This window comes from Sporocytophaga myxococcoides DSM 11118 (assembly GCF_000426725.1).
Taxonomy (GTDB): Bacteria; Bacteroidota; Bacteroidia; order Cytophagales; family Cytophagaceae; genus Sporocytophaga; species Sporocytophaga myxococcoides.
Genome location: NZ_KE384560.1, coordinates 12,459 through 36,962, shown reverse-complemented (window position 1 = coordinate 36,962; position 24,504 = coordinate 12,459). Strand labels below are relative to the sequence as shown.

13 protein-coding genes are annotated in these 24,504 nt (G+C 37.4%); 5 read left to right on the top strand and 8 right to left on the bottom strand.

The genetic code is table 11. The features are described 5' to 3' along the window. The first annotated feature begins 22 nt into the window (after positions 1 to 22). The 4 genes from K350_RS0118445 to pbpC all read left to right on the top strand — a co-directional run bounded on the left by K350_RS0118445 (position 23) and on the right by pbpC (position 10,550). On the top strand, positions 23 to 1,654 hold the full coding sequence (locus K350_RS0118445; protein WP_028981152.1) for a M1 family metallopeptidase: 1,632 nt from the start codon (positions 23 to 25) through the stop codon (positions 1,652 to 1,654). 4 nt (positions 1,655 to 1,658) lie between these two features. Continuing rightward, complete coding sequence (locus tag K350_RS0118440; RefSeq protein ID WP_028981151.1) at positions 1,659 to 2,312, top strand: hypothetical protein; 654 nt, start codon at positions 1,659 to 1,661, stop codon at positions 2,310 to 2,312. Positions 2,313 to 2,494: 182 nt separating this feature from the next. Beyond that, positions 2,495 to 8,200, top strand: coding sequence for an alpha-2-macroglobulin family protein (locus K350_RS0118435; protein WP_028981150.1), 5,706 nt, complete (start codon positions 2,495 to 2,497; stop codon positions 8,198 to 8,200). Positions 8,201 to 8,213: 13 nt separating this feature from the next. Continuing rightward, the gene (gene pbpC / locus K350_RS0118430; protein ID WP_051313318.1) at positions 8,214 to 10,550 is read left to right on the top strand and encodes a penicillin-binding protein 1C; all 2,337 of its coding nucleotides are present in this window, start codon (positions 8,214 to 8,216) and stop codon (positions 10,548 to 10,550) included. Between the two features lie 118 nt (positions 10,551 to 10,668). Here the strand turns inward: pbpC and K350_RS0118425 are convergent, their stop codons facing one another. From K350_RS0118425 to K350_RS0118400, 6 genes are all read right to left on the bottom strand, one after another. Continuing rightward, the gene (locus K350_RS0118425; RefSeq protein WP_028981148.1) at positions 10,669 to 13,779 is read right to left on the bottom strand and encodes an efflux RND transporter permease subunit; all 3,111 of its coding nucleotides are present in this window, start codon (positions 13,777 to 13,779) and stop codon (positions 10,669 to 10,671) included. Between the two features lie 68 nt (positions 13,780 to 13,847). After that, a complete protein-coding gene (locus K350_RS0118420; protein WP_028981147.1) occupies positions 13,848 to 14,927 on the bottom strand; it encodes an efflux RND transporter periplasmic adaptor subunit in 1,080 nt (359 codons plus the stop codon). A gap of 11 nt (positions 14,928 to 14,938) precedes the next feature. Then, positions 14,939 to 16,222, bottom strand: a complete 1,284-nt coding sequence (locus K350_RS29485; RefSeq protein WP_051313316.1) for a TolC family protein — start codon at positions 16,220 to 16,222, stop codon at positions 14,939 to 14,941. A gap of 188 nt (positions 16,223 to 16,410) precedes the next feature. Continuing rightward, positions 16,411 to 17,775: a sensor histidine kinase gene (locus K350_RS0118410; RefSeq protein WP_028981146.1), complete on the bottom strand. Its 1,365-nt coding sequence runs from the start codon at positions 17,773 to 17,775 to the stop codon at positions 16,411 to 16,413. 2 nt (positions 17,776 to 17,777) lie between these two features. Next, on the bottom strand, positions 17,778 to 18,458 hold the full coding sequence (locus tag K350_RS0118405; protein ID WP_028981145.1) for a winged helix-turn-helix domain-containing protein: 681 nt from the start codon (positions 18,456 to 18,458) through the stop codon (positions 17,778 to 17,780). 91 nt (positions 18,459 to 18,549) lie between these two features. Then, positions 18,550 to 19,491 carry a hypothetical protein gene (locus K350_RS0118400; protein WP_028981144.1) on the bottom strand — a complete coding sequence of 314 codons (942 nt, stop codon included), beginning with the start codon at positions 19,489 to 19,491 and terminating at the stop codon, positions 18,550 to 18,552. 229 nt (positions 19,492 to 19,720) lie between these two features. On the opposite strand from K350_RS0118400, the gene K350_RS0118395 reads away from it, so the two are divergent. After that, the gene (locus tag K350_RS0118395; RefSeq protein ID WP_156027095.1) at positions 19,721 to 20,044 is read left to right on the top strand and encodes an FEKKY domain-containing protein; all 324 of its coding nucleotides are present in this window, start codon (positions 19,721 to 19,723) and stop codon (positions 20,042 to 20,044) included. Here the strand turns inward: K350_RS0118395 and K350_RS29480 are convergent. Both K350_RS29480 and uvrA read right to left on the bottom strand, forming a co-directional pair. Then, the gene (locus K350_RS29480; RefSeq protein ID WP_245598675.1) at positions 20,041 to 21,438 is read right to left on the bottom strand and encodes an NAD(P)/FAD-dependent oxidoreductase; all 1,398 of its coding nucleotides are present in this window, start codon (positions 21,436 to 21,438) and stop codon (positions 20,041 to 20,043) included. The genes K350_RS0118395 and K350_RS29480 overlap by 4 nt on opposite strands. A gap of 175 nt (positions 21,439 to 21,613) precedes the next feature. Next, on the bottom strand, positions 21,614 to 24,484 hold the full coding sequence (uvrA, locus tag K350_RS0118385) for an excinuclease ABC subunit UvrA (RefSeq protein ID WP_081671065.1): 2,871 nt from the start codon (positions 24,482 to 24,484) through the stop codon (positions 21,614 to 21,616). Positions 24,485 to 24,504 lie beyond the last annotated feature (20 nt).

The following is a 24,504-nucleotide window of genomic DNA, read 5'->3' as shown; positions in this document are numbered from 1 at the left end:
ACCAGCAAACTCTTCTTGAAAAATGTATTTAAGATTTTTTTCTATCATTCTTTCACTTCAGTTTATCTATCACTGTGGACGATCTCAGACAAAATCTTTTACCAGATATGATACACTTCGAGGAAGCCTTTCCCCATTGAGGGCATGCTATGATGTTCACTTTTATAATTTAAAACTTCAGATTGACCCTGATAAAAAACATATAATGGGAAGCAACTCTATCCACTTTAAAGTAATAGAACCCTTCATAAGAGTTCAAGTAGACCTTTATTCAACACTTAGGGTTGATAGCATCAGACACCATAATGAAACTCTTAATTTTGAAAGAGACAGTAATGCAGTATTTATAAATTTTAAGAATGCATTAAAGCCTTATTCATTAGACTCAATTTCCATTTATTATTCGGGAAATCCTTTTGAGGCAAGGAATCCTCCTTGGGAAGGTGGCTTTATATGGTCTAAGGATACTGAAGGCAAGCCATGGGTGGGTGTGTCATGTGAAGGAGACGGAGCAAGTCTGTGGTGGCCATGTAAAGACCATCCTTCTGATGAAGCAGATAGTGTTCAGCTGACTTTTTCTGTACCCAAAGGATTGAAGTGCATAAGCAATGGAAATCTGGAGCAGGAGGTCTGCGGAAAAGATTTTCATACCTACAAATGGAAAGTCCATTATCCCATTAATAACTATAATGTGACCTTAAATATAGGAAACTATGCAGAAATCAAAGATGAGTATATAAGAGCAGACAGCAGCACTTTAGATCTCAGATATTATGTACTTCAAAAAAATAAAGATAAGGCCTGGGAATACTTCCAACAGGTAAAGCCCATGCTAAAATGCTTTGAGCAATATTTTGGTAAATATCCTTTTCCTAAAGACGGTTATGCTCTTATTGAAACCCCTTATCTCGGAATGGAGCACCAAAGTGCTATTGCATATGGAAATAAGTTCAGGAAAAACATGCTTGGATACGACTACATTGTTATCCATGAAAGTGCACATGAGTGGTGGGGGAACAATGTTAGCGCATGTGACCATGGGGATCTCTGGATTCAGGAATCATTTACGACTTATGCCGAAGCGTTATTTGTCGAATGCATGTTTGATTTTACTTCATCCGTAAATTACCTGTTTCGACAACGAAACTATATTAAAAACAGCGAGCCGATAAAAGGTCCTTCAAATGTCAATTACCACTATTGGAAAGATTCGGACATGTACTATAAAGGTTCATGGATGCTCCATACATTAAGATCTGTTATAGACAATGATAGCCTGTGGTTTTCTATTCTTAAAGAAATACAGCACCAATTCTCTCAAAAGCAGATATGTTCTGATGAATTGATAAATTTTATTTCTCAAAAAGGAATGATTAACTTGAGGCCGTTCTTTGATCAGTACTTATTACACACTGACATTCCGATATTTGAGTATAAGGTAAAAAGAAAGAAAAACAAATTCTACCTTGTTTACCGTATGAGAGCATCTGTGAATGGCTTTACAATTCCTGTAAAATTAAAATTACAAAGCGGGAAAGCGATAGTGCTTATAGCGGATCAACAATTTAAAAAGGTCGAATTAGAAGAAAACGACCTCGAAGATTTTAAAATCCCCACAGACTTATATTATATTAGCAGCGAAAAATTAAACTAAATATATGAATAGGACAATTACCAGAACATTAGTTGTATTTATCCTGATGCTTGGCATTTCATTTTCAGGATATTCACAGAAGAAGAAAAGTTCTTCAAAAGGAAATCAGGCGTTTTCAAGAAATGATTTAACATTAGGTCTTAAACTTGGAGATCCTACAGGTGTAACTTTAAAGCAGTACATGGATAAAAAAGCCCTGGAGTTTGTATTCGGGTTCCCTATTTGGGGTGGTGCGCATTATGCAGACAGATATTATGACAGAAAATACGATTATGACTACAGAGGCCACGGATATTATACCGGTCGTTATGGTTATAATTATTTTGGTATGGCACTCCAAGTACATTATCTATGGAGATTCCCTATTGGTGACATAGATGGATTTACCTGGCATATAGGCTTTGGAGGACAGGTGAGATACAATACTTTCGTAGTACCTGTGCGTCAGTACTATGATAACTTTGGAAACTACTACTATGCTGAAGACAGAGTACACACAATTGATATTGGTCCGGATGTTGTCGGAGGAATTGAATATGCTCTAAAACAGGCTCCAATCACTTTCTTTGCTGATGCTAACGTATTTATAGCATTCCTTCGTTATCCAAATGCTTATGGCCAAGGTGGTATCGGTGGAAGATTCAGCTTCGGTAAATAATTTTCTTACAAAATGAATTTATAATTGCCGTCTTTTCAAATGAAAGGACGGCAATTATTTTTACCAGATTTTCACTTTTTAAAGATACTTTTCCGTTAACTTAAGGGTGATTTTAACCTTTATAAAGTTTCAAATAGTATCAACATTAAACTTTTAGAAAAGCTACTTATTCAACTTTTTTTATGTCCTTAAAAACATTACTCTCAGGCAGTAAGATAAAAGTTATCTTGTCCTCAGTATTAGCTATTGCAGCAATAGGCGGAGGCGTCTACTGGTATGCTTCAAAAAACAAAGCTAAAGGTGAATACAAATTCAACCCGGCATTTAAAGCCTATGTCAGTTCTTTCACCGGCGGTATAATATCCAGAGAATCTCCAATCAGGATTTCTTTTATTTCTGAAATTGTAAAGCCAGAAGAGATTAACAACCCCCTTCAAACAGACCTATTCAGCTTCTCTCCATCCATAAAGGGAACTACAAAATGGATAGATAAAAGCACTATTGAATTTGTTCCGGAGGAGCCTCTCAATCCGGGACAATCGTTTGATGCCAAATTTGAAATAGGAGAAGTTATGCAGATGCCTGAAGACCTTCAGACTTTTGATTTTGCATTTCAGACCATACCCCAGACCTTTGATGTATATGTAGAAGGATTAAGGACTTACGAAGTTACAAACTTTGCCTCTCAGAAGTTGCTTGGCATACTAAGTACTGCCGATGTTGTAGATAATGCAACCCTTGAAAAAGTATTAACTGCAAGCCAGGATGGTAAAACACTCTCAATTACCTGGACACACGAAAACGACAGAAAAACTCACAGATTTCAGGTTGAAAAGATCCAAAGGAAAGAAGCGGCAGGAACTGTTGTCTTAACGTGGGATGGCACTCCTATTCAGTCTGAGACTAAAGGAACTGAAACTATAGAAATTCCGGCTATAGGAGAATTCTCTATCGTATCTGCAAGAGCTGTACAAGGTGAAGAGCAGTATGCAGAAATTCAGTTTTCTGATCCACTTGATCCAAATCAGGATCTTCAAGGCCTCATCCAGATTACTGACGTACCTGATTTCAACATTGTAAAAGATGAGAATGTATTAAAGCTTTATCCTCCGGTAAGACAAATTGGCAATAAAACTATTACTGTAAATGAAGGTGTTAAAAATATTAAAGGCAAAGCTTTAGGAAAGACACAAACGCTTGATATTAACTTTGAAGAAATAAAACCTTCTGTTAAACTAACTGGCAAAGGCGTTATTCTTCCTAGCACAGATGGTCTTATATTCCCATTTGAAGCAGTAAGCCTGAAATCGGTTAATGTAAAAGTTATCAAGATCTTTGAAAACAATGTTACTCAGTTTTTCCAGGTAAACAAATATGATGGCAACAGTGAGATTAAAAGAGTTGGAAAAGTTATTCTGAAAAAAAATATCTCATTAAACAATACCAATCCCAATGATTATGGTAAATGGAAAAGATATGCTCTTGATATATCAACCTTAATCAAAACTGAGCCAGGAGCTATTTACCAGATTAAAATAGGCTTTGACAAAAAAGACATTTTCTATAGTTGTGATGCTTCTGAAGAGGCCGTTTCTGAAGCTACAGGGCAAACTACTCTGGAAGACAATGAAGATGATATTATTGAGGAAAACGAATCCAGCTATTGGGACTACAGCGAAGAATATTATAACGAGGAATACGACTATTCCGAGAGAGAGAATCCATGCCATAATTCTTATTATGGCGAATACAGATCTGTTTCAAGAAACATTTTTGCTTCCGATCTTGGCATAATCGCTAAAGCTGGTTCTTCAGGAAATCTTGTATTTGTAGTCACCGACCTTAAAACAACCAAACCTGTTGAAGGAGCTGCCGTTGAAGTTTATGATTACCAGCAGCAACTGCTTTCTCAAGATAAAACTAACGGTGATGGTGTTCTTACTATTGATTTAAAAAAGAAACCTTTTTTAGTTAAGGTTAAGAAAGAAGAACAAATTGGTTATCTGAAGATGGATGATCAATCGGCGTTAGCTGTCAGCAACTTCGATATATCAGGAGCCAAAGTACAAAAGGGAATAAAGGGATTTTTATATGGAGAAAGAGGAGTTTGGAGACCGGGAGATTCTTTGTTTCTAACTTTTATTCTTGAAGACAAACTTCACAACCTTCCTAAAAACCTGCCAGTAAACTTTGAATTAACCAACCCATCAGGTCAGGTAATAAAGAAGCTAGTATCCTCTAATTCAGTGGAAGGATTCTACAACTTCAGTACAACCACTTCACCTGAAGACCCAACTGGTAACTGGACTGCAACTGTTAAAGTTGGCGGAGCCACTTTCAGCTATCCATTGAAGATAGAAACCGTAATGCCAAACAGACTTAAAATAAACCTTGATTTTGGCACAGATAAAATCACAGCGGGAGGTTCGTCTCTCAAAGGTGATTTAAATGTAAAATGGTTGCATGGGGCAGTTGCAAAGAATCTTGAGACTGACGTGACAGTTCAACTTGCAAAAGGTGAAACCAAGTTTAACAAATACTCTGATTTCATCTTTGATGATCCGGCTAAAAAATATGAAGGTGAACCAATTGAAATCTTCAAAGGCAGAATAGACCAGGACGGTAATGCAACGGTGAATGCACACCTGGAAGCGGGTGATAATGCTCCGGGCGTGATGACAGCCAACTTTAAAGTAAGAGTAATGGAAGAAGGTGGTGCCTCAAGCATTGACAGATTTTCTATGCCATATTATCCATTTACATCTTTTACAGGTATTAGAGTTCCAGAAGGCGACAAAGCCAGAAACATGCTGCTCACGGATACTTCACATACAATTGAAATAGTAAGTCTTGATCCTAATGGGAATCTTGTATCAGGAATGAACATCCAGATGGAGCTATATAAAATAGAATGGAGATACTGGTGGGAAAAAGGAGAAGAGAACCTTTCAGCATATCTGGACAATAACTATAAACAAGCTCTTGTAAGAGAAAATGTAGTCACTATCAATGGAAAGGCAAAATGGCAATTCAGAGTGAACTACCCTGAATGGGGTCGTTTTTATATTCGTGCTAAAGATACGAAAAGTGGCCATAGCACTGGGAAGATTGTATTTATAGACTGGCCAGGATGGGCTGGCAACTCAAGAGAAAGAAATCAAGGAGGCGCTGCATTACTTTCTTTTTCTTCAGATAAGCCGAAATATAATGTAGGAGAAACCGCTCGTCTCTCAATTCCGGGAAGCAGCGAAGGTAGGGCATTGATTAGTATTGAATCAGGAGCTAAAGTACTGCAAACCCAGTGGATGGAGACCAAGAAAGGTAATAATAATTTTGAATTCAAAGTTACTGAAGAAATGACTCCAAACATCTTTGTTAATGTGACATTGATTCAACCACATGCACAAACGCTTAATGATCTTCCGATTAGGTTATATGGTATAATTCCTATAACCGTTGAAAATCCACAAACGATTCTCGCCCCTGTTATCTCAATGAAAGAAGAGCTAAGACCGGAAGAAGACTTTACCGTTTCCATAAAAGAACAAAACGGCAAACCTATGATATATACGCTTGCTGTTGTAGATGAAGGATTGCTCGATCTTACTCATTTTAAAGCCCCAGATCCGCATGACCACTTCTATGCTAAAGAAGCACTTGGTGTAAATACATGGGATATGTATGACTATGTCATCGGTGCATATGGAGAAAGAATAGATAAGATATTAAGCATTGGTGGTGACGGTGAACTCAAAGGCAGCGAAGGAAATAAAACCAACAGGTTTAAACCTGTTGTAAAGTTTATAGGACCTTTCAGCCTCGCATCTGGTGGCTCAGCAACACATACATTAAAAATGCCACAATATGTGGGCTCTGTGAAAGCAATGGTTGTAGCAGGAAACCCAGACGGGGCTTACGGAAAAGCAGAAAAAGCTGTTCCGGTAAGAAAACCATTAATGGTATTGGCAACACTTCCGAGAGTACTTGGGCCTGAAGAATCTGTAGCATTGCCTGTGAACATTTTTGCCATGACTAAAAACGTGAAGAATGTTAATGTCACGATAAAGGCTAATAATATGTTTGAGCCAATTGCAGAGAGTTCAAAAAGCATAACATTTAATCAGCCTGGAGATGAAGTTGTAAACTTCTATCTAAAAGCGAAACCGGCAGCAGGTAAAGGTTCTGTTTCTGTAACTGCAATAAGCGGAAAAGAGAGAGCGGAATATAATGTTGACATAGACATCAGAAATGGTAATACTGAAATTACCAAAGTGTATGAAAATGTCCTTTCTTCAAACGCTTCCTGGAATTCAGATTTTACGCCATTTGGATTAGCAGGAACAAACAAGGCAACACTTGAAATATCAGTAATACCTCCGATAAACCTGGGTAAACGTTTAAGATATCTGGTTCACTATCCTTATGGATGTGTAGAGCAGACAACATCGTCTGTGTTCCCTCAATTATATGTACTTGAGTTGATGCAGCCAACAGAGGACATGAAAAGAATGGTTGAGAAGAATGTTAAAGCAGGAATTCAACGCCTTAAGTTATTTCAACTACCCGATGGAGGAATGACCTATTGGCCAGGACAAAGTTCTTATGAGGCCTGGGCAACCAATTACGCAGGTCATTTTATGGTAGAAGCAGAGAAAAAAGGATATGCACTTCCTCAAGGTTTCCTCAATAACTGGAAGAAGAGCCAGAAGAAAGAAGCCCGCAACTGGAACTATGATGCATATAATGATGACTTGACTCAGGCATATAGATTGTATACACTGGCACTTGCGGGTGATCCTGAAATAGGCGCAATGAACAGACTAAGAGAATCAAGAAATCTCTCTTCTCCTGCTAAGTGGAGACTTGCTGCCGCATACCATCTTGCAGGACAAACAGAAGTCGCTAAAAACCTGGTAAGTACTGCCTCTCTTACTGTGAAAGATTACAGAGAAATGGACAATACTTACGGATCAACCTTAAGAGATAAGGCCATGATCCTTGAAGTATTAAGCATCATGAATATGAAAGCGCAAGCTGCACCACTTGCAAAAGAAATCTCAGCGGCATTGTCTTCAGATAAGTGGCTGAGTACGCAGGAAACAGCTTATTGTCTGATGGCAATAACAAAGTTTGCTAATGTTTCTGCTCCTGGAACTAAAGTAAGTTTTGCTTATTCTGTCAATAACAGTAAACCAGTTACTGCAATGACAGATATGAAAATTGCTGAAGTTGATTTGAAACCAAATGTAAATCCATTCAACCTTCAGGTTAAAAACAACAGCAATGGTGTCGCATATGCCAGAGTATTACTTACAGGCACACCAAAGCCAGGAATGGAGGAAGCTGCTGAAAACAATCTTGGAATTTCCGTTCGTTATTTGTCAAAAGATGGAGCAGAAATAGATGTTGACAAACTTGAGCAGGGCACTGACTTCATTGCTGAAGTTTCTGTTTCAAACCCTGGACTCAGAGGAGATTACCAGCAAATGGCGTTAAAGCAGATCTTCGCATCAGGATGGGAAATTAATAATTCCCGTTTAGATAACTTTACTGAAAAGACTAAAGAAGAAAAGAGAAGAAGGTATACTTACTATGGCGATGAAGAATCAGAAAATGAAGAAGAAGCTGAGGAAACAACCTCTAACGGACTTCCATTGGCAGATGCTCCCACTTACAGAGATATAAGGGATGACAGAGTGTATACTTTCTTTGACATAAAGGCAAATGAAAAAAAGACGTTCAGGGTTATGCTGAATGCTGCATACCTTGGAAGATTCTACCTTCCGGCTACTTATGCGGAAGCTATGTATGATGGTTCTATCAATGCAACTGTGCCAGGGAAATGGGTAGAAGTATTTAAAGCAGGAGAAAATATTTCTCTTAAGTAATATTATTAAACTTATGAAAAGGAGAAGCAAAATATATCTAGGTATACTTACACTTCTCCTTTTTCTATTTTTACTATTTTGGTTTTCCCTTCCTTCGAAGCTTTTTAAGGATCCTACCAGCACAATACTTGAAGATAAAAAAGGTGAACTACTTGCAGCAAAAATTGCTTCAGACGGACAATGGAGGTTTCCTGACAATGATTCAGTTCCGAATAAATTCGCTTTATCCATAATAACTTTTGAAGACAAGAATTTCCAGAATCATGTTGGAGTAGATTTTTTATCTATTGGCAATTCTGCCTGGCAGAATATAAAAAGCAGAAGAATAGTAAGAGGGGGAAGTACTCTTACTATGCAGGTTATAAGACTGAGCCGAAAGAACAAGAGAAGGTCATTTTTTGAAAAGTTAATAGAAATCACGCAGGCTCTAAGGCTTGAACTGACTTTATCTAAAAAAGAAATACTAACACTTTATGCCTCAAATGCCCCTTTTGGCGGCAATGTTGTTGGACTAGAAGCCGCATCATGGAGGTATTTCAACGCTCCCTCAAGTCAACTCTCATGGGCTGAAGCCGCAGCACTTGCAGTTTTACCTAACAGTCCTGCACTTATTTTTCCGGGAAAAAATGAAGTAATCTTTTTAAAGAAAAGAAACAGACTTCTCAAAAGTTTGTATAAAAATGGCTATCTCGATCACATATCATATGAACTGGCATTAAAAGAGCCATTACCAGGCAGGCCGTATGCTTTACCAATTATTGCACCTCATTTGCTTGCCTATTCAGAGAAAAAAGGAATGAAAGGTAAGCGTATTAGCAGCACTTTAAATATTCACCTTCAAAAAACAGTAAATAAGATACTAGCTCATCATCAGGAAAGATTATCCGCAAATGGTGTGTATAATGCAGCAGCTCTTATTCTTGATGTGAAGACTGGTAAAGTCCTCACTTATGGTGGCAATATACTGAGTGACAAAATTGATGACCATGGCTATAGTGTAGATATTATTCAGGCAAGGAGAAGTACCGGAAGCATTCTTAAACCATTGCTGTTCGGCATGCTTCTTTCAGAAGGAAAATTATTGAACACATCACTGGTTGCTGATATTCCAACACTTATCGGTGGATATGCGCCCAAAAATTATTTTCTCACTTATGATGGAGCCGTGGCATTCAAGCAGTCAATAGCGAGATCACTTAATGTACCCGCAGTGCGAATTCTGCAGGAATATGGGGTTGAAAAATTTCATCATAACTTGAAGAAGCTTGGCATGACAACACTTAATAAACCTCATACACACTATGGGTTATCACTGATATTAGGAGGTGCAGAAGGTACTCTTTGGGATCTTGCAGGAATATATAGAAACATGGCATCTTCATTAAATGATTATCACCTTATTCATAAATTCAGATTAAAAACAGAGAAGCCATCTTTTACTCCAGAACAAGAAAAACAAAACTATTGTACTGTTTTAGATGCAGGATCTATTTGGCTCACCTTTGAAGCTATGAATGAAGTTTCAAGACCAGAAGAAGATGCTTCTTGGAGAGACTTTAGTTCAGCATATAAAATTGCTTGGAAAACAGGAACAAGTTATGGCAACAGGGATGCCTGGGCTATCGGATGTACGCCCCAATATGTTGTCGCTGTGTGGGCCGGAAACGCAGACGGAGAAGGCAGACCTGACCTTACTGGAATTGGTTCTGCAGCTCCCATATTATTTGATATCTTTAAACATCTTAAATCACAACAATGGTTTTTGCAGCCATTTAATGAAATGGTTCAGACAGAGGTATGTTTGAAAAGTGGATTTAAAGCTGGTGAAAATTGTGAAGAACATACCATTCAATGGACGCAAAAGGCAGCTCATCTTTCCGGTTTATGTCCATATCATAAGCTTGTTCATCTGGACGTAACAGAGCAGTATAGAGTAAACGGAGAATGTGAATCTGTTAGAAATATGCACACAAAGACTTTGTTTGTCCTTCCTCCTGCTATGGAGTATTATTATAAAAACAAAAATGCTTCATACAAGACATTACCACCATATAGAGAAGATTGCATGGCCTATGTAACCAATAAATCATTCGACATACTGTATCCTTCCAATGGTAGCAAAATATTTATTCCTGTAGAGATAGATGAAAGAAAAGGCAAGACTGTTTTTGAAGTAGCTCACAGAAGTCCTGGAAAGGAGTTATTCTGGTCCATAGATAACATCTATATAGGAACAACTAAAGACTTTCACCAGCTTGCTGTGAATCCTGATCCTGGGGAACATTATCTGACTGTTACAGATCAATCCGGAGAAAGCAAGCGGGTTAAATTTGAAGTAATTGAAAGATGATATTGAAGCGAAAAGTTGAAGGCTTAAAGCTAAAAGTTGAAAATATCCATAAAAGCTAATAAACAAAAATGTCCCGACAATTGCCGGGACATTTAAGAACCATGGGGAACAACAAACTTTAATCTAACTGTCTTTCAAAATCCATATTTCTCTTATATACCCACTCGAATATTAAAGGGAATATAAGGAGTGTAAGAACTGTAGCTGTTATCAAACCACCTATTACTACTATGGCAAGAGGTTTTTGAGTCTCTGAGCCGATGCCAGTTGATAACGCTGCAGGTAAAAGTCCGAGAGCCGCCATCATAGCTGTCATGACTACTGGCCTTATTCTTGACCTAACCCCTTCTACAAGTGTATCCGCCAATGACATTCCCTCTCTTAAATTATTCTTAAAAACAGTAGTAAGAATAACTCCATTCTGAATACATATACCAAACAATGCAATGAATCCGACACCTGCAGAGATACTAAAGTTAGTATTTGTGATAAGCAATGCCCAGATTCCACCAATCAATGCAAACGGCACATTCAACAGCACAAGCACAGCATCTTTCAGGTTCCCGAAGGTTACAAACAGAATAAGGAAGATCAAAAGAATACTAAGTGGTACAACCTGTCCAAGTCGTTTTGTTGCTCTTACTTGGTTTTCAAATTCACCCTTCCATTCTACTTTCATTCCCTTGTCAAGCTTCACTGTTTTCTGAACTTTCTCCTGCGCCTCTTTGATAGTGCTTCCAAGGTCTCTTCCTCTAACTGAAAATTTTACTGCAATAAATCTGTGATTACCCTCTCTATATACGAATGCCGGACCAGTCTCCGGGTGAATCTCCGCAAGCTCTTTTAACAACACTCTGTTACCATGAATTGTAGGAACAGTAATATTAGCAATCTGTTCTTCTGTCTTTCTGAATTGTGGCAGGTACCTTATAACAATATCAAATTTCTTTTCTCCTTCATACATCTTTGATGCAGTCTTGCCTCCAATCGCCATTTCTATAACACGCTGTGCATCTTCAGTTCTAACACCATATATGGCCATCTTTTGCTGATTGAGCTCAATGCGCATTTCAGGCTGACCAACAAGTCTTATTATACCAAGGTCTTCTATACCTTCAACACCAGATAGTATTTTATTAACTTGTTCACCAAGCTCTTCCAATCTTCCAAAATCATCACCAAAAATCTTAACCGCCATAGACCCTTTCACTCCTGAAACAGCTTCTTCCACGTTATCCATAATTGGCTGAGAGAAGTTAAAGCTGATACCTTGATAAACAGCAAGCTTATTCTTCATTTCAGTGATTAACTCATCCTTACTGATTTTTCTTTCCCATTTTTCCTTTGGCTTCAAATCAACGTGAAACTCAATATTAAAGAATCCGGTCGGGTCTGTACCATCATTAGGTCTGCCTGTCTGACTCATCACCGCATTTACTTCATCAAAAGATGAAATAGATTTACGGATTTTATTAGTCATAGAAATCGATTCATTCAATGATGAGCTCATTGGCATGCTTGCTCTGATGTAAACGGCCCCCTCGTTCAACTGCGGCAAGAATTCCGAGCCAAGGAATGTGAACGAAAACAAACCTATCCCCAGCGCACCAAGTGAGGTCATGAAACTAACTTTCTTATGTTTTAAAACAAATGAAAAAGCCTTCGTTACAGCATTGTTGACAAATTCAACAAAGAAATTATGTTTCTCTCTAACGTTTTTGTTTAACAAGATCTGACTCAGAACAGGCACCAGAGTAAGGGTATAAATCAATGCACCAAGAAGTGCAAATCCCAAAGTCCAGGCCAATGGTGAAAACATTTTACCTTCCACCTTTTGGAATGAGAATATAGGTAGAAGCGCAGTGATAATGATCAATTTTGAAAAGAAGATGGACTTACCTAATTCAGCGCCTGTTGCTTTCACCCAACCCATCTTGGCCAGTTTGTTAAAACGTTCCATGCCGAATTTATTGGCCTTATGATCAAGCATTACAAACAATCCTTCGACCATCACAACGGCGCCATCTATGATAATACCAAAGTCTATGGCCCCCATAGATAAGAGGTTTGCAGACATACCTTTGATCCGCATACACATAAATGCGAACAATAATGCCAACGGAATAATAATGGAGACTGTAATAGTAGTTCGCCAGTCGGCCATGAAAATAAATACTATAACAGTAACCAGGACTATCCCTTCGATAAGGTTTTTCGTAACTGTATGTGTTGTAAAACCTATAAGTGTAGACCGGTCATAGAATGGTACAATCTTGACATCATTAGGAAGTATGTAGTCATTAAGTTCGCTTATTTTCTCTTTAAGTCCTGCAAGCACTATACTTGGATTTTCGGCCTTTCTCATGATTACAATCCCCTCTACAAGGTTTTTTGTAGTATCTCTGGAAACATATCCAAGCTTTGGAAGATGATACTCACGAACCTTTGCAACATTCTTTACGAAAATAGGTGTACCATTAATGTCATCGATAATAATATTTTCAATATCGGCTATGTTCTTCAGCTGTCCAATACCTCTAACCACATAGGCCTGATCATTCTTTTCAATTACATCTCCCCCAACATTCATGTTACTCTTTGTAACTGCATCATAAACATCAAGAGCCGTAAGATCATAGTTCTTCAATAAATCCGGATTGATACTTAGTTCATAGCTTTTAACTTCCCCTCCAAAGCTCACTACATCAGCTATACCATGTACACCTTTTAAATTTCTGTCGATGATCCAGTCCTGAATGGTTTTTAGCTCTCTGACATCTTTTGTTTTACTTTGAAGCGTATATCTGAATATTTCACCTGTAGGACCATAAGGCGGTTGCATCTCAGGATCCACACCATCTGGGAGGTTCACATTCATAAGACGGTTGATCGCATTCTGCCTCGCGGTAAAATCATCAACATCATCATCGAATATCATAGTAACTACCGACAATCCGAAAAGAGAAATTGACCTTAAGCTGGTCTTACCCGGAACAGAATTCATTTCAACCTCAATAGGTATGGTAATGAACTTTTCAACCTCCTCAGCACTTCTTCCAGGCCATTGTGTAATAATCTGAACCCTGGCGTTAGTAACATCTGGGAATGCTTCTATAGGAGTATTCAGATAGCTGAATATACCTGCAATAATCAATACTAAGGTTGCGAAAAAAACAAAGAATTTATGTTTTAAGGAAAACCCTACTATATTTCCAATAAACCGTTTCATAGATGTAATCGTAAATGGACGACCTTAATTCAAAGATCTTTGATGATTAAATGCACTCAGAATAAATATTAATTATTGAGCGCATTATAAACCAATAGCTGATGATTTGAGATGATTCTCTCGCCTTCTTTCAGGCCACTTTTGATGTAAGTAATCGTATTCAGTCTTTGTTGAATCTCTACCTCTCTGGTTTCTATAGAACACTTGTCAGTGTATACCATCACAAAGTTTCTGTTTTTATCAAAAACAATGCTTTCAGATGGAACGGCAAGCATGGAATTATCACCTTCTTCATACCTCACAATTACTTGTGCATACATTTCAGGTTTTAATTCAAAGCCTTTATTGGTCATTCTAACCCTTACCTTCATCACACGTGTAGCCGGATCAAGAACATTAAAAATCTTATCTATCTTTCCTCTAAATACCTTATCAGGATAAGGAAGTACTTTTATCTCAGCATCATAACCAACCTTTATCTTATTGATATCCGTCTCGTAAACATTAGCAATAACCCATATTTCTTCTAAACCGGAAATAGTAAAGAAATTATTCGCATTTTCAGTTCTATACTGCATGTTTTCAGTAACATTTTTTTCGATAATGAACCCTGAAATAGGGGCCTTCATTGTATATAAAGAATTACCCTGAATACCATAAATTCTGAAGACCTCTCTGATCCTTTTCAATTCACTTTCTGCCTTTTGAAGCTCCTTCTTATCCATAACCATTTCCTTCTCAGATGCCAGACCAGCCTTGTACATATCCTGCGTTACTGAAAAGTTTTTCTGCGCTATGGAAAGATTTGATTCAGCTGAAATCAATTGCTTTTCAAAATCTGCAATTTCACTACTTTTAACTATTGCCAAGGTCTGGCCTTTTTCAACATAATCACCTAATTCAACTCTAAGGTCTTCTATAATACCTCCTACTAAAGGAAAAACTTTAACTACCTTATCTTCATTTGCGGTAACTTTACCTGATAAGGTAAGTTCATTTGCCAGTCTTTGTTTTTTAACCGTATCAATGGATATCACACGACTCATAGTATCGCTCAGACAAAACTTTTCATCATGAACTTCAGCATGTTTTTCAGAACAACTAACCGCCAAAACAGCAGAGGCGATTATAAAATATATTTTTTTCATACGAGATAATATCAATATTTAATGATAGGCTTTCCTACTGAAAAATTAAGCTCCTCAAACGCATTCATTCTGTTTGTCTGCAATTGGTTCATCTGGATTACTGAAGCTTTGTAGGCCTCATAAAAGTCTATGAATTCAATTAAGGTTATATTTCGCTTTTCGTAGTTTTTAAGAATTCCTTCAATGAGTCTGTCAAATTCTCCGGTAAACTTATTGTCAAAATTTGAATAGAGGTCATTGTATTCAATTGATCTGCTCAAAGCTCCTGCAACTTCTGCTTCTACTCTGTTTTCATATTCTTCAGTGAGGACTTTGCTTCTTTCTAATCTCTTCTTGGCCATTTCTATATTCCCCTGATTTCTGTTAAGTAACGGTAGATCCATAGCAATAGAAACAGCATAATAATTTGGTATATAATTACCATTTCTATCATATCCTCCACCAAGTCTAAGGTCAGGAACAGCAAGAGCTTTTTGGTAAGCCAGATTTTGTTCTTCATATTTCTGAGAAGACTTATAAGCTTTAAGATCGTACCTATTTACATTAGCTGTATCTATAAGTGTTTGAAGTTTCACATTATTCACATTAAGGCTATCGACCTGCTTTTTATCCAGGATAGGAGCATAAAAGGATCTTGATCTGTCATTGAGAAGCACATGGAGTGTAGTCTGTCTTAATGTAATCTGGGCAAGTAAATCCTTGTTTTCATTTTCCATGTTAAACAAGAAGGCCTTTAGACGAATGATTTCTTTCAGTGGTATATTCCCCTTTTCATACTGCGTCTGATAAAGGCTTACAGTATTTCTCATCGTTCTTATCTCATCTTTGAACATAAGGTAAGATTGCTGAAGAAAATAGAGTTCTATTATATTGGACCTTAATTCATACTTAAGAGTGCGAAGGAGATCGAAAAACTGATACTCTGCGATTTCGGCACTTGTCTTTCCAAGTTTAATTCTTTTGTTCCTCTTCCCTGCAAGCGTTACCAGCTGCGAGGCCTGAAGAATAAATTCTCCGTTTTTTGAAGTATCAAAATATTTTTTAGTCTGAGGATTATAAACGCCTTGTTCATAATACACTGATGGGTTTTCCCACAAACGCGCCTGCATGATCTGCGCTTTCGCCGCTTCTATATCATATCTGGAAGCCAATAGTAAAAGATTCTTTTCCAGAAACTTTTTATCCGCCTCCTCAACTGTAATATTAACTGTATCTGAAAATACCTGATTTTGTCCAAAAACATCTGCCCCAACTAGTAGTTCTACTATTAGCAGTATGCTGCATAACCATTTCATTGTATATGATTTTATCCCCCTTAATTAATTTTGAATCCCAAAAGAATTGATGGATTCTGTAGTAAATCTGTCTTGTTAAGACAAAATTCCCAGCAAATAGTTAATAGATGCTGAAATATATCTGTCTTGCTTTAGACAAAGCTCTTCGCTAATAGTTAAAGACTAATTAAAAGAGAATTAAAAGGGTATTAAATAAACAAAACGGGCAAAAAAATGTAAAAAGTAGTTCCCTTATCAGGCACTGATTGAACCTCTATTCTTCCTCTGTGGATGTTTACAATCTTCATGGTAAGCGGAAGACCAATGCCATGTCCAGGCAAATTTCCCGACCTTTCAGATCTATAAAATGGTACAAATATGTTTTTTATTTCTTCATCACTTATGCCAAATCCTTTATCAGTAATGGCAATGCAAGCCTCATGATCATTAAAAGAAAAATCAATAAGAACTTCTTTGTCTTCTGAAAACTTAAAGGCATTGCCAATTATATTCAAAAGACAGGTGAGCAGCAGTTTTTCATTGCCAAATACAATCGGTCCATTTGGAAATGTCTTTGCAATATTAAGACTTAACACAGCATCCGGCTTTCTCCGCAGCGTCTCATCCGTAGCTTTCCTGATCATTTCGCTCAAGTCAAGATTACTCATCAGCACAGAGTTTGCATCAATGCCTGTCTGAGCCAGTTCTAAGAGATCATTGATCAGTTTGGTTAATTCCTTTGCTTCTTCCAATGATGACTTTAAGATCTCTTTATATTCATCGACACTTCTGTCTTTCATTAAGGCTACACTGATTTCTCCGGTAATGGTGGTAAGAGGAGTTCGCAACTCATGAGAGGCGTTAGAGACAAAAGTTTTTTGCAATTCAAAGGCCGTCTCAATCCTTGTAAACATAGTGTTGAAAGTAATTGAAAGATCAGATATTTCATCCTTGCCATTTCCTTCATCCACTCTTAAGTGAAGATTAGACGCTGATATTTTCTGCACCTGACTAACAACTTTCTGAATAGGTTTTAGCGCTTCCCTGGCAAATACTTGTCCTGAAAAAAACACAATAATGAGAGATATAAAATATCCTGCTGTCAATACAGCTTCAAGGTTGTTTAATTTTTTTAGTCCATACCAATCAATAGCACTGGCCACAATTAAAAAATCTCCCTGGTTATCAGAATAAAAGATACCAACTACTTGTCGGTTACCATCTTCATAACTTGAAATTCCTTCTTCCTGTATTTTACTTAACCATTCTTTATCGAAGTAATACTTTATAGTATCATCTATAAATACCGGCTTATAATTTTTATCATAGATTCTGACAAATTCTGATGGAAGAGATTTGAGGTAATTCCTTCTCAGGGTCTTTAGTAGTTTTTCATCGATCTCATCTACTTCAAGGAACATCCTTGCAGTATTAAGTGCCCTTTCTTCAAGACGATCTTCAAAAACATTGTATCTATTAATTTCAGAAAGATAAAACACTGCCATGCTGAAAATAAGCAAAATCAGCGCGACAATACCTGTAAACTTTAATGTCAGTTTACTTCTTATCTTCATAATCAGTCTTCTACTTTTAATACATAACCCATACCTACCAGTGTATGAATAAGTTTAGGTGAAAAGTCTTTGTCGATTTTCTTCCTTAAAAAGTTGATATAAACATCGATAACATTGGTGCCTGTATCGAATGAAATTTCCCATACTTTTTCAGCTATGTCTACTCTGGAAATAACTCTTCCCTTATTCTTCAAAAGGTATTCGAGTAGAGAAAATTCTTTTGCAGTTAAGTCGATTTTCTTTCCGGATCTGATAACCGTTTTGGTATCAGTATCCATTTCCAGGTCAGCAATTTTATACTTGGTTCCGGGAGAATTTTGTAAAGTGGTTCTCCTTGAAAGTGCTCTGAGACGGGCAAGCAGTTCTGGGAATTCAAATGGCTTTACCAAATAGTCGTCAGCACCGGCATCCAGCCCTGTCACTTTATTTTCTGTAGTACCCAAAGCAGTAAGTAACAAAATAGGTGCTTGAATATTTACAGCTCTGAGATCTTTGCAAAGTTGTATGCCGTTAATCTGAGGCAAATTGATATCCAGAATAAATAGCTCATATGGATTTGACAGAGCCATTTGCTTACCAGTATATCCGTCATATGCTACTGTCACTTCATGCAATTGCTCTTCAAGCCCCTTCTTGATAAAGGATGCAACTTTTATCTCATCTTCAACCAAAAGTATTTTCATAAGGCAAAAAGAATAAGGCAGTACAATTGATATAAATGTACTGCCTTTTTTTAATTTAAATTATACTATTTTAACGTTGAAAGCTTACCACTTATTTAAGTCTTATCTGAGAAGATCCGCAATAGAATCCATCGCAGTAAAACTCTACTTTATATAATCCTTTTGCATTCTTATCCTCTGCAAAATCATAAGACATCTCTACTTTCAGATTCTCATTGTTATAGTTTACCTCTTTTGAAACACTGTAAGGCAAACTTATATTGTTATCTGAATTATTGAAAGTACCAGACTCAGATGCAGGAGCAGGAAGTGTTTCTCCATTTGGATTTATTACTCTTGCATAAATTGTTTTTGTCCCTTTCTCTGCAACTTTGTTTTCAACCAGGTCAAAAGAGAATGTAAGTCTGTCTACCTTACCAGCATTACTATTTTTAATAAGCTTACCTGATTTTACTTTTTTGAATCCTAAAGTAGTTGCTTTTTCAACTCTTAAAACAGAAGCTATCTCGACCTTTCTTTCCATTTCTGAATATCTTGCAGAAAGGTCATCCAATTTATCCTGTAGACTTTCGTTATCTCTTCTTAATTCATCATTCTGACTGGAAAGAAGACCCAGGCGCTCTTCAAGCTCCTTAATCTTGCTAAAGTAACCAGATTTAACCTTTTTGAGTTCAGCGACTTGCTTCTGAACTTTTTTAAGGGAAGCATTATCCTTTATAAGCAAGGTAATCTTCTTTGATTTGCCGTTAATATCTTCCTTTGCAGAAACCAGCAAACGGTCCAGTTCTTTATTTCTTCCCTGCATTGAAGAAAGCTCTTCATTAATTTGCTGAAGGTCACTTTTCAGTTTTTTACCTATGGTTTCAAGGCTTTCAATCTGCTGAACCTTTTCAGCATTCTCTGCCTTCAGCTGACCATTATCAACGTAAAGAACTGTACTTCCGGCAAACAATCCCGTCATGATGGCTCCGGTTGCAGCGAATGCAATTACCTGATTTTTTTTGTTTTTGTTTTCGTTTTGTAACGATGTCATAATACCCTGTATTTAATGTGTTTTAAAGATTGGAGATGATAATTGTGCAGAAAACTGTAACACATTTAAAATCAGTATAGGTGCATTCAAATAGTCAGGATGTTTTTTTATAATTCAAAGAAAATTTATGGGGTTTAAAACAATGTTAAAACAGCCTTAAAATGAGATTAAAAGAATGTAATTAACAGTTTAAGATTTTTATCAGTTGTTTTAATAAATGAATAATCCTATGAAAAGATTATTATTACTGATTCCAATGCTTGCAATAATGCATCTGTCATTTGCGCAAGCTATTGAAAGAAAACAGAAAACGAATCTGGAATTTTATTATTGCGACCCGAATCATGTAAGTTATGATGCGTGTACATCCAAGACAGAAGAGCTTTTCTTTTTCAGAACGAGGGACCTGGGCTGCGTTGTAAATAAAAAAGTTGAAAAGGCTTTAGCCAGAAACAATAAGAAAACTGATAAGAAATTGAAAAAAATGTATGGGGATAATTGGAGACAGCGGTTTAATAAAAGCGTAGATGAATGTAGAAGAGGCAAAAGTTAAGAACTTTTGCCTCTTTGTTTCTCAACATATGCTTTTTCTTCCTTAAATTCCCTTACACAGGCAGATCTGGACCATGGTCTTATGATCAATCTTGTGGCACGGTCAAATGTAAAATAGTTCCAGATCCAGTTTACAAATGTTGTTACTTTATTTCTAAAGCCAATCAGAAAAAGCAAGTGCACAAACATCCAGACAAACCAGGCAAATATCCCTGAGAATTTAAAATTCTTGAGGTCAACTACAGCTTTATTTCTTCCCACTGTAGCCATACTTCCTTTGTCATTATATTCGAATGGTTTTAAAACACCACCTTTTAATATTGCCTGCAAATTTTTCGCCGCCAGTTTACCTTGCTGAATAGCGACCTGGGCCAGCATAGGATACCCCTTTGGCATTTTTTCCTTGATCATCAAAGCCACATCACCAATAGCCATTATATTTTCATATCCCAAAATCCTGTTATAAGCATCAACAGAATAGCGACCAGCCTTTACAGCTTCAGGATTTAAACCATCAAGGCCATTACCTGTTACTCCTGCAGCCCATATAACAGTCTCAGAGAGGATCTCTGAGCCATTCTGTAGCTTTACATTAAAACCATCAAATGATTTTACTGCTGTATTTAAATGGACTTTAATGCCCAATTCTTTCAAATATTTTAAAGCTTTTTCCCCTGCATTATCTGACATCCCAAACAATAGTCTTGGGCCAGCTTCTACCAGGTGAATATCCATCTTTGAGAAATCAAGTTCCGGGATATCTTTTGGTAAGACATATTTTCTTAATTCAGAAAGTGCACCGGCCAACTCCACACCAGTAGGACCACCGCCCACAATTACAATATCAACTGTGCTGCTGAACTCTTTAGGATCGTCTATCAAAAGGGCCTTTTCATAGTTTTGAAGAATCTTACTTCTAAGATCGAGTGCTTCTGAGACTTTTTTCATAGGCATTGATAATGCCTTAAAGTCTTCCATTCCATAATAATTGGTTTTTGATCCGGTAGCGATAACCAGATAATCATATTTCAAATGACCAATGGAAGTTTCGATGCAATTTTTCTCCGGATTAATCTTTTCTACTTCTGTAAGTCTGAAATAGAAATCGTCATATCCTTTAAATACTTTCCTCAATGGCGACGCGATAGAATCCGGCTCAAGTCCTGCTGTAGCGACTTGATATAATAAAGGCTGGAAGGTGTGATAATTATGTCTGTCAAGAAGTACAATCTGGAACTTTCCTGAATACTTTAGTTCCTTTATAAGCTCAATCCCGCCAAATCCACCTCCTATCACTACAAGTCTTGGTTTGGTAGAATTTGGAATGTTCATAAACTGAATCCTTTTTTCAGAAGGATCACCCTTACCTTTCTCCGGCTGTTGAATAAAGTCCATATCTTATTGCCATTATCTTTAAGAAGAACGGTGTGGAAATGGCTATTGTTCCCGGTATGGGCAGCAACAGTTGGAAGCAACAGTATACACAAATGATGGCAAAGAACCTTTAAGCAAAAGCCACTATCGTATAATCCAATAAGAAAAAGTAGAAATTTTAAAGAGGAAGGAAGAACTATTTAAGTTCTTCCTTTAAAAATTTCGCAGTATAGCTTCGTTTATCCTTGGCTACGACTTCAGGAGTTCCCTGTACTAGGATTTCACCACCACCGGCTCCACCCTCAGGACCAAGGTCAATAATGTAATCTGCAACCTTTATTACATCAAGGTTGTGCTCAATGATTAGGACAGTATTCCCTTTGTCAGCAAGTTTATTAAGCACATCCAGCAAGTGTCTGATATCCTCAAAATGAAGACCAGTAGTAGGCTCATCAAGAATATATAAAGTTTTGCCTGTATCTTTTTTTGAAAGCTCTGTTGCCAGTTTAACTCTTTGCGCTTCTCCACCAGATAAGGTAGTTGCATGCTGGCCAAGAGTAATATAACCGAGCCCAACTTCAAACAGGGTCTGAACTTTTCTATGAATTTTCGGAATGCTTTCGAAAAATTCCGTTGCCTGTTCAACCGTCATTTCAAGTACGTCTGCAATAGATTTTCCTTTGTACCTGACTTCAAGTGTTTCTCTGTTATATCTTTTTCCCTTACAGGTTTCACAGAAAACATGAACATCCGGAAGGAAGTCCATCTCAATTACCTTTAATCCTGCACCTTCACATGTTTCACAACGACCGCCCTTTACATTGAAGGAAAAACGACCAGGTTTATATCCTCTGATTTTAGCTTCAGGAAGCTGAGAGAAAAGATTTCGTATTTCAGTGAATACTTCAGTATAAGTTGCAGGGTTTGACCTTGGAGTTCTTCCTATAGGTGACTGATCTACTTCAATTACTTTGTCAAGATGCTCAAGTCCATCTACTTTTTTAAAGTTCAGAGGCTCTCTTCTTGAATTGTAAAAATGCTTGTTTAGAATCGGGAACAAGGTATCATGGATCAGTGAAGATTTGCCGCTTCCTGATACACCTGTTATACAAATCATCTTACCAAGCGGAAGTTCAAGATTGACATTCTTCAGGTTATTCCCTTTTGCACCTAGCAATTTCAGGTATTCTCCAGAACCATCCCTTCTTTTCGCAGGGACTTCAATATTCAGTTTACCTTTTAAATACTTGGCCGTTAAGCTATCCTTCTTAAGGAATTCATCAGGAGTTCCTGATGCTACAACATTTCCTCCATGACGTCCAGCTCCAGGACCTATGTCAAGTATGTAATCACACTCGAGCATCATATCCTTGTCGTGCTCTACTACAAGAACAGAGTTACCGATATCTCTCAGATTTTTCAAAGCACTTATCAGCTTTACGTTATCACGCTGATGCAGACCAATACTAGGCTCGTCAAGAATATAAAGTACACCGACAAGTTGAGTACCTATCTGCGTTGCAAGTCTGATCCTTTGAGATTCACCACCAGAGAGTGTTCTCATGGGCCTGTCCAACATCAGATAATCCAACCCTACGTCTACAAGAAAACCTATTCTCTTTTTGATTTCTTTAACTACCTCTGCTGCGATTTGCTTTTGTCTTGAAGTAAGTTTTTTATCAAGGTTGGTAAACCATGTGTCCAGAGTGGAAATGTCCATCCTGGCTAGCTCCGAGATATTCTTTCCGTTGATTTTAAAATGAAGAGATTCCTTTTTCAGCCTTGCTCCATGACATTCATGGCAAACGTTAACTGTGGTATAATCGCTAAGCCAGTCCTGGGTCTTTTCAGAACCATACTCTTGCTGCTGCTTCATAAAGTTGATGATTCCATCAAACTTAAAGTTGTAAACATTACCGGATGAAGCCTTCATTCTAACGGCTTCTTCGGTTCCATATAAAATTACATCCAGTATTTCTCTGGGAATTTTTGAAACCGGAGTGCTTACATTCAGTTGATATTTTTTCAGGATGGCTTCAATCTGTTTGAAGATCCATATATCACGGTATTCCCCAAGTGGTTCAATTGCACCTCTGCTTATGCTAAGAGAAGTATCAGGTATCACTGCATCTTCCGTTATTTCTTCCACCTGACCTAATCCATTGCAAACTGGGCAAGCGCCATATGGACTGTTGAAAGAAAACATGTTCGGAGCAGGTTCATCATATGAGATCCCAGACTCCGGATCCATCAGATATTTGGAATAAAATTTCGCCTGGGCATTTTTGGTTTCCTGCAAAAGCATGATAATTCCTTTTCCATGCGTCATGGCAGTCTTAACAGATTGAGAAATCCTGAATCTGTCTTCGTCTCTCACCAGAACCCTGTCGATCACAATTTCTATATCGTGAATCTTATAACGATCTACCTGCATTTTTGGGACCAGCTCCATCAGTTCCCCATCTACTCTTACTTTGGTAAAACCCATCTTTCTGATTTCCTGAAAAAGTTCCCTGTAGTGACCTTTTCTTCCTTTTACCACAGGAGCAAGGATATTCAGCTTCTGACCATCGAAATTATCTATAATATGCTGCAAGATCTGATCTTCAGACTGCCGCACCATTTTATTTCCTGTAACATATGAAAATGCATCTGAAGCTCTTGCATAAAGCAAACGCATAAAATCATATATTTCAGTAACGGTACCAACGGTAGATCTTGGATTTTTGGAAGTCGTTTTTTGCTCAATAGAAATAACCGGACTAAGACCATTAATTTTATCTACTTCCGGCCTTTCCATATCACCGATAAAAGATCTGGCATATGTTGAGAAGCTCTCCATATATCTTCTCTGCCCTTCGGCGTAAATGGTGTCGAACGCAAGACTTGACTTACCACTTCCGCTTATACCGGTAATGACTACCAGTTTATTTCTCGGAATGGCAAGATCTATATTTTTGAGATTATGTTCTCTTGCACCAAAAACTTCGATGTATTCAAATCCCGTAGAATCTGTAAAAGTTGTTTCTTTAGATTTTTTCACTTCGTTAACTCGCTCCACTGGCATAACAATTTCTATAAGGGAAG

Bases quoted from the DNA above. Each gene is read 5' to 3' on its own strand.
- K350_RS0118435 (WP_028981150.1), top strand. From the start codon at position 2,495: ATGTCCTTAAAAACATTACTCTCAGGCAGTAAGATAAAAGTTATCTTG.
- K350_RS0118395 (WP_156027095.1), top strand. From the start codon at position 19,721: ATGAAAAGATTATTATTACTGATTCCAATGCTTGCAATAATGCATCTG.
- K350_RS0118445 (WP_028981152.1), top strand. From the start codon at position 23: ATGTATTTAAGATTTTTTTCTATCATTCTTTCACTTCAGTTTATCTAT.
- uvrA (WP_081671065.1), bottom strand. From the start codon at position 24,484: ATGCCAGTGGAGCGAGTTAACGAAGTGAAAAAATCTAAAGAAACAACT.
- K350_RS0118440 (WP_028981151.1), top strand. From the start codon at position 1,659: ATGAATAGGACAATTACCAGAACATTAGTTGTATTTATCCTGATGCTT.
- K350_RS29480 (WP_245598675.1), bottom strand. From the start codon at position 21,438: ATGGACTTTATTCAACAGCCGGAGAAAGGTAAGGGTGATCCTTCTGAA.
- K350_RS0118425 (WP_028981148.1), bottom strand. From the start codon at position 13,779: ATGAAACGGTTTATTGGAAATATAGTAGGGTTTTCCTTAAAACATAAA.
- K350_RS0118400 (WP_028981144.1), bottom strand. From the start codon at position 19,491: ATGACATCGTTACAAAACGAAAACAAAAACAAAAAAAATCAGGTAATT.
- K350_RS0118410 (WP_028981146.1), bottom strand. From the start codon at position 17,775: ATGAAGATAAGAAGTAAACTGACATTAAAGTTTACAGGTATTGTCGCG.
- K350_RS0118405 (WP_028981145.1), bottom strand. From the start codon at position 18,458: ATGAAAATACTTTTGGTTGAAGATGAGATAAAAGTTGCATCCTTTATC.
- K350_RS29485 (WP_051313316.1), bottom strand. From the start codon at position 16,222: ATGAAATGGTTATGCAGCATACTGCTAATAGTAGAACTACTAGTTGGG.
- pbpC (WP_051313318.1), top strand. From the start codon at position 8,214: ATGAAAAGGAGAAGCAAAATATATCTAGGTATACTTACACTTCTCCTT.
- K350_RS0118420 (WP_028981147.1), bottom strand. From the start codon at position 14,927: ATGAAAAAAATATATTTTATAATCGCCTCTGCTGTTTTGGCGGTTAGT.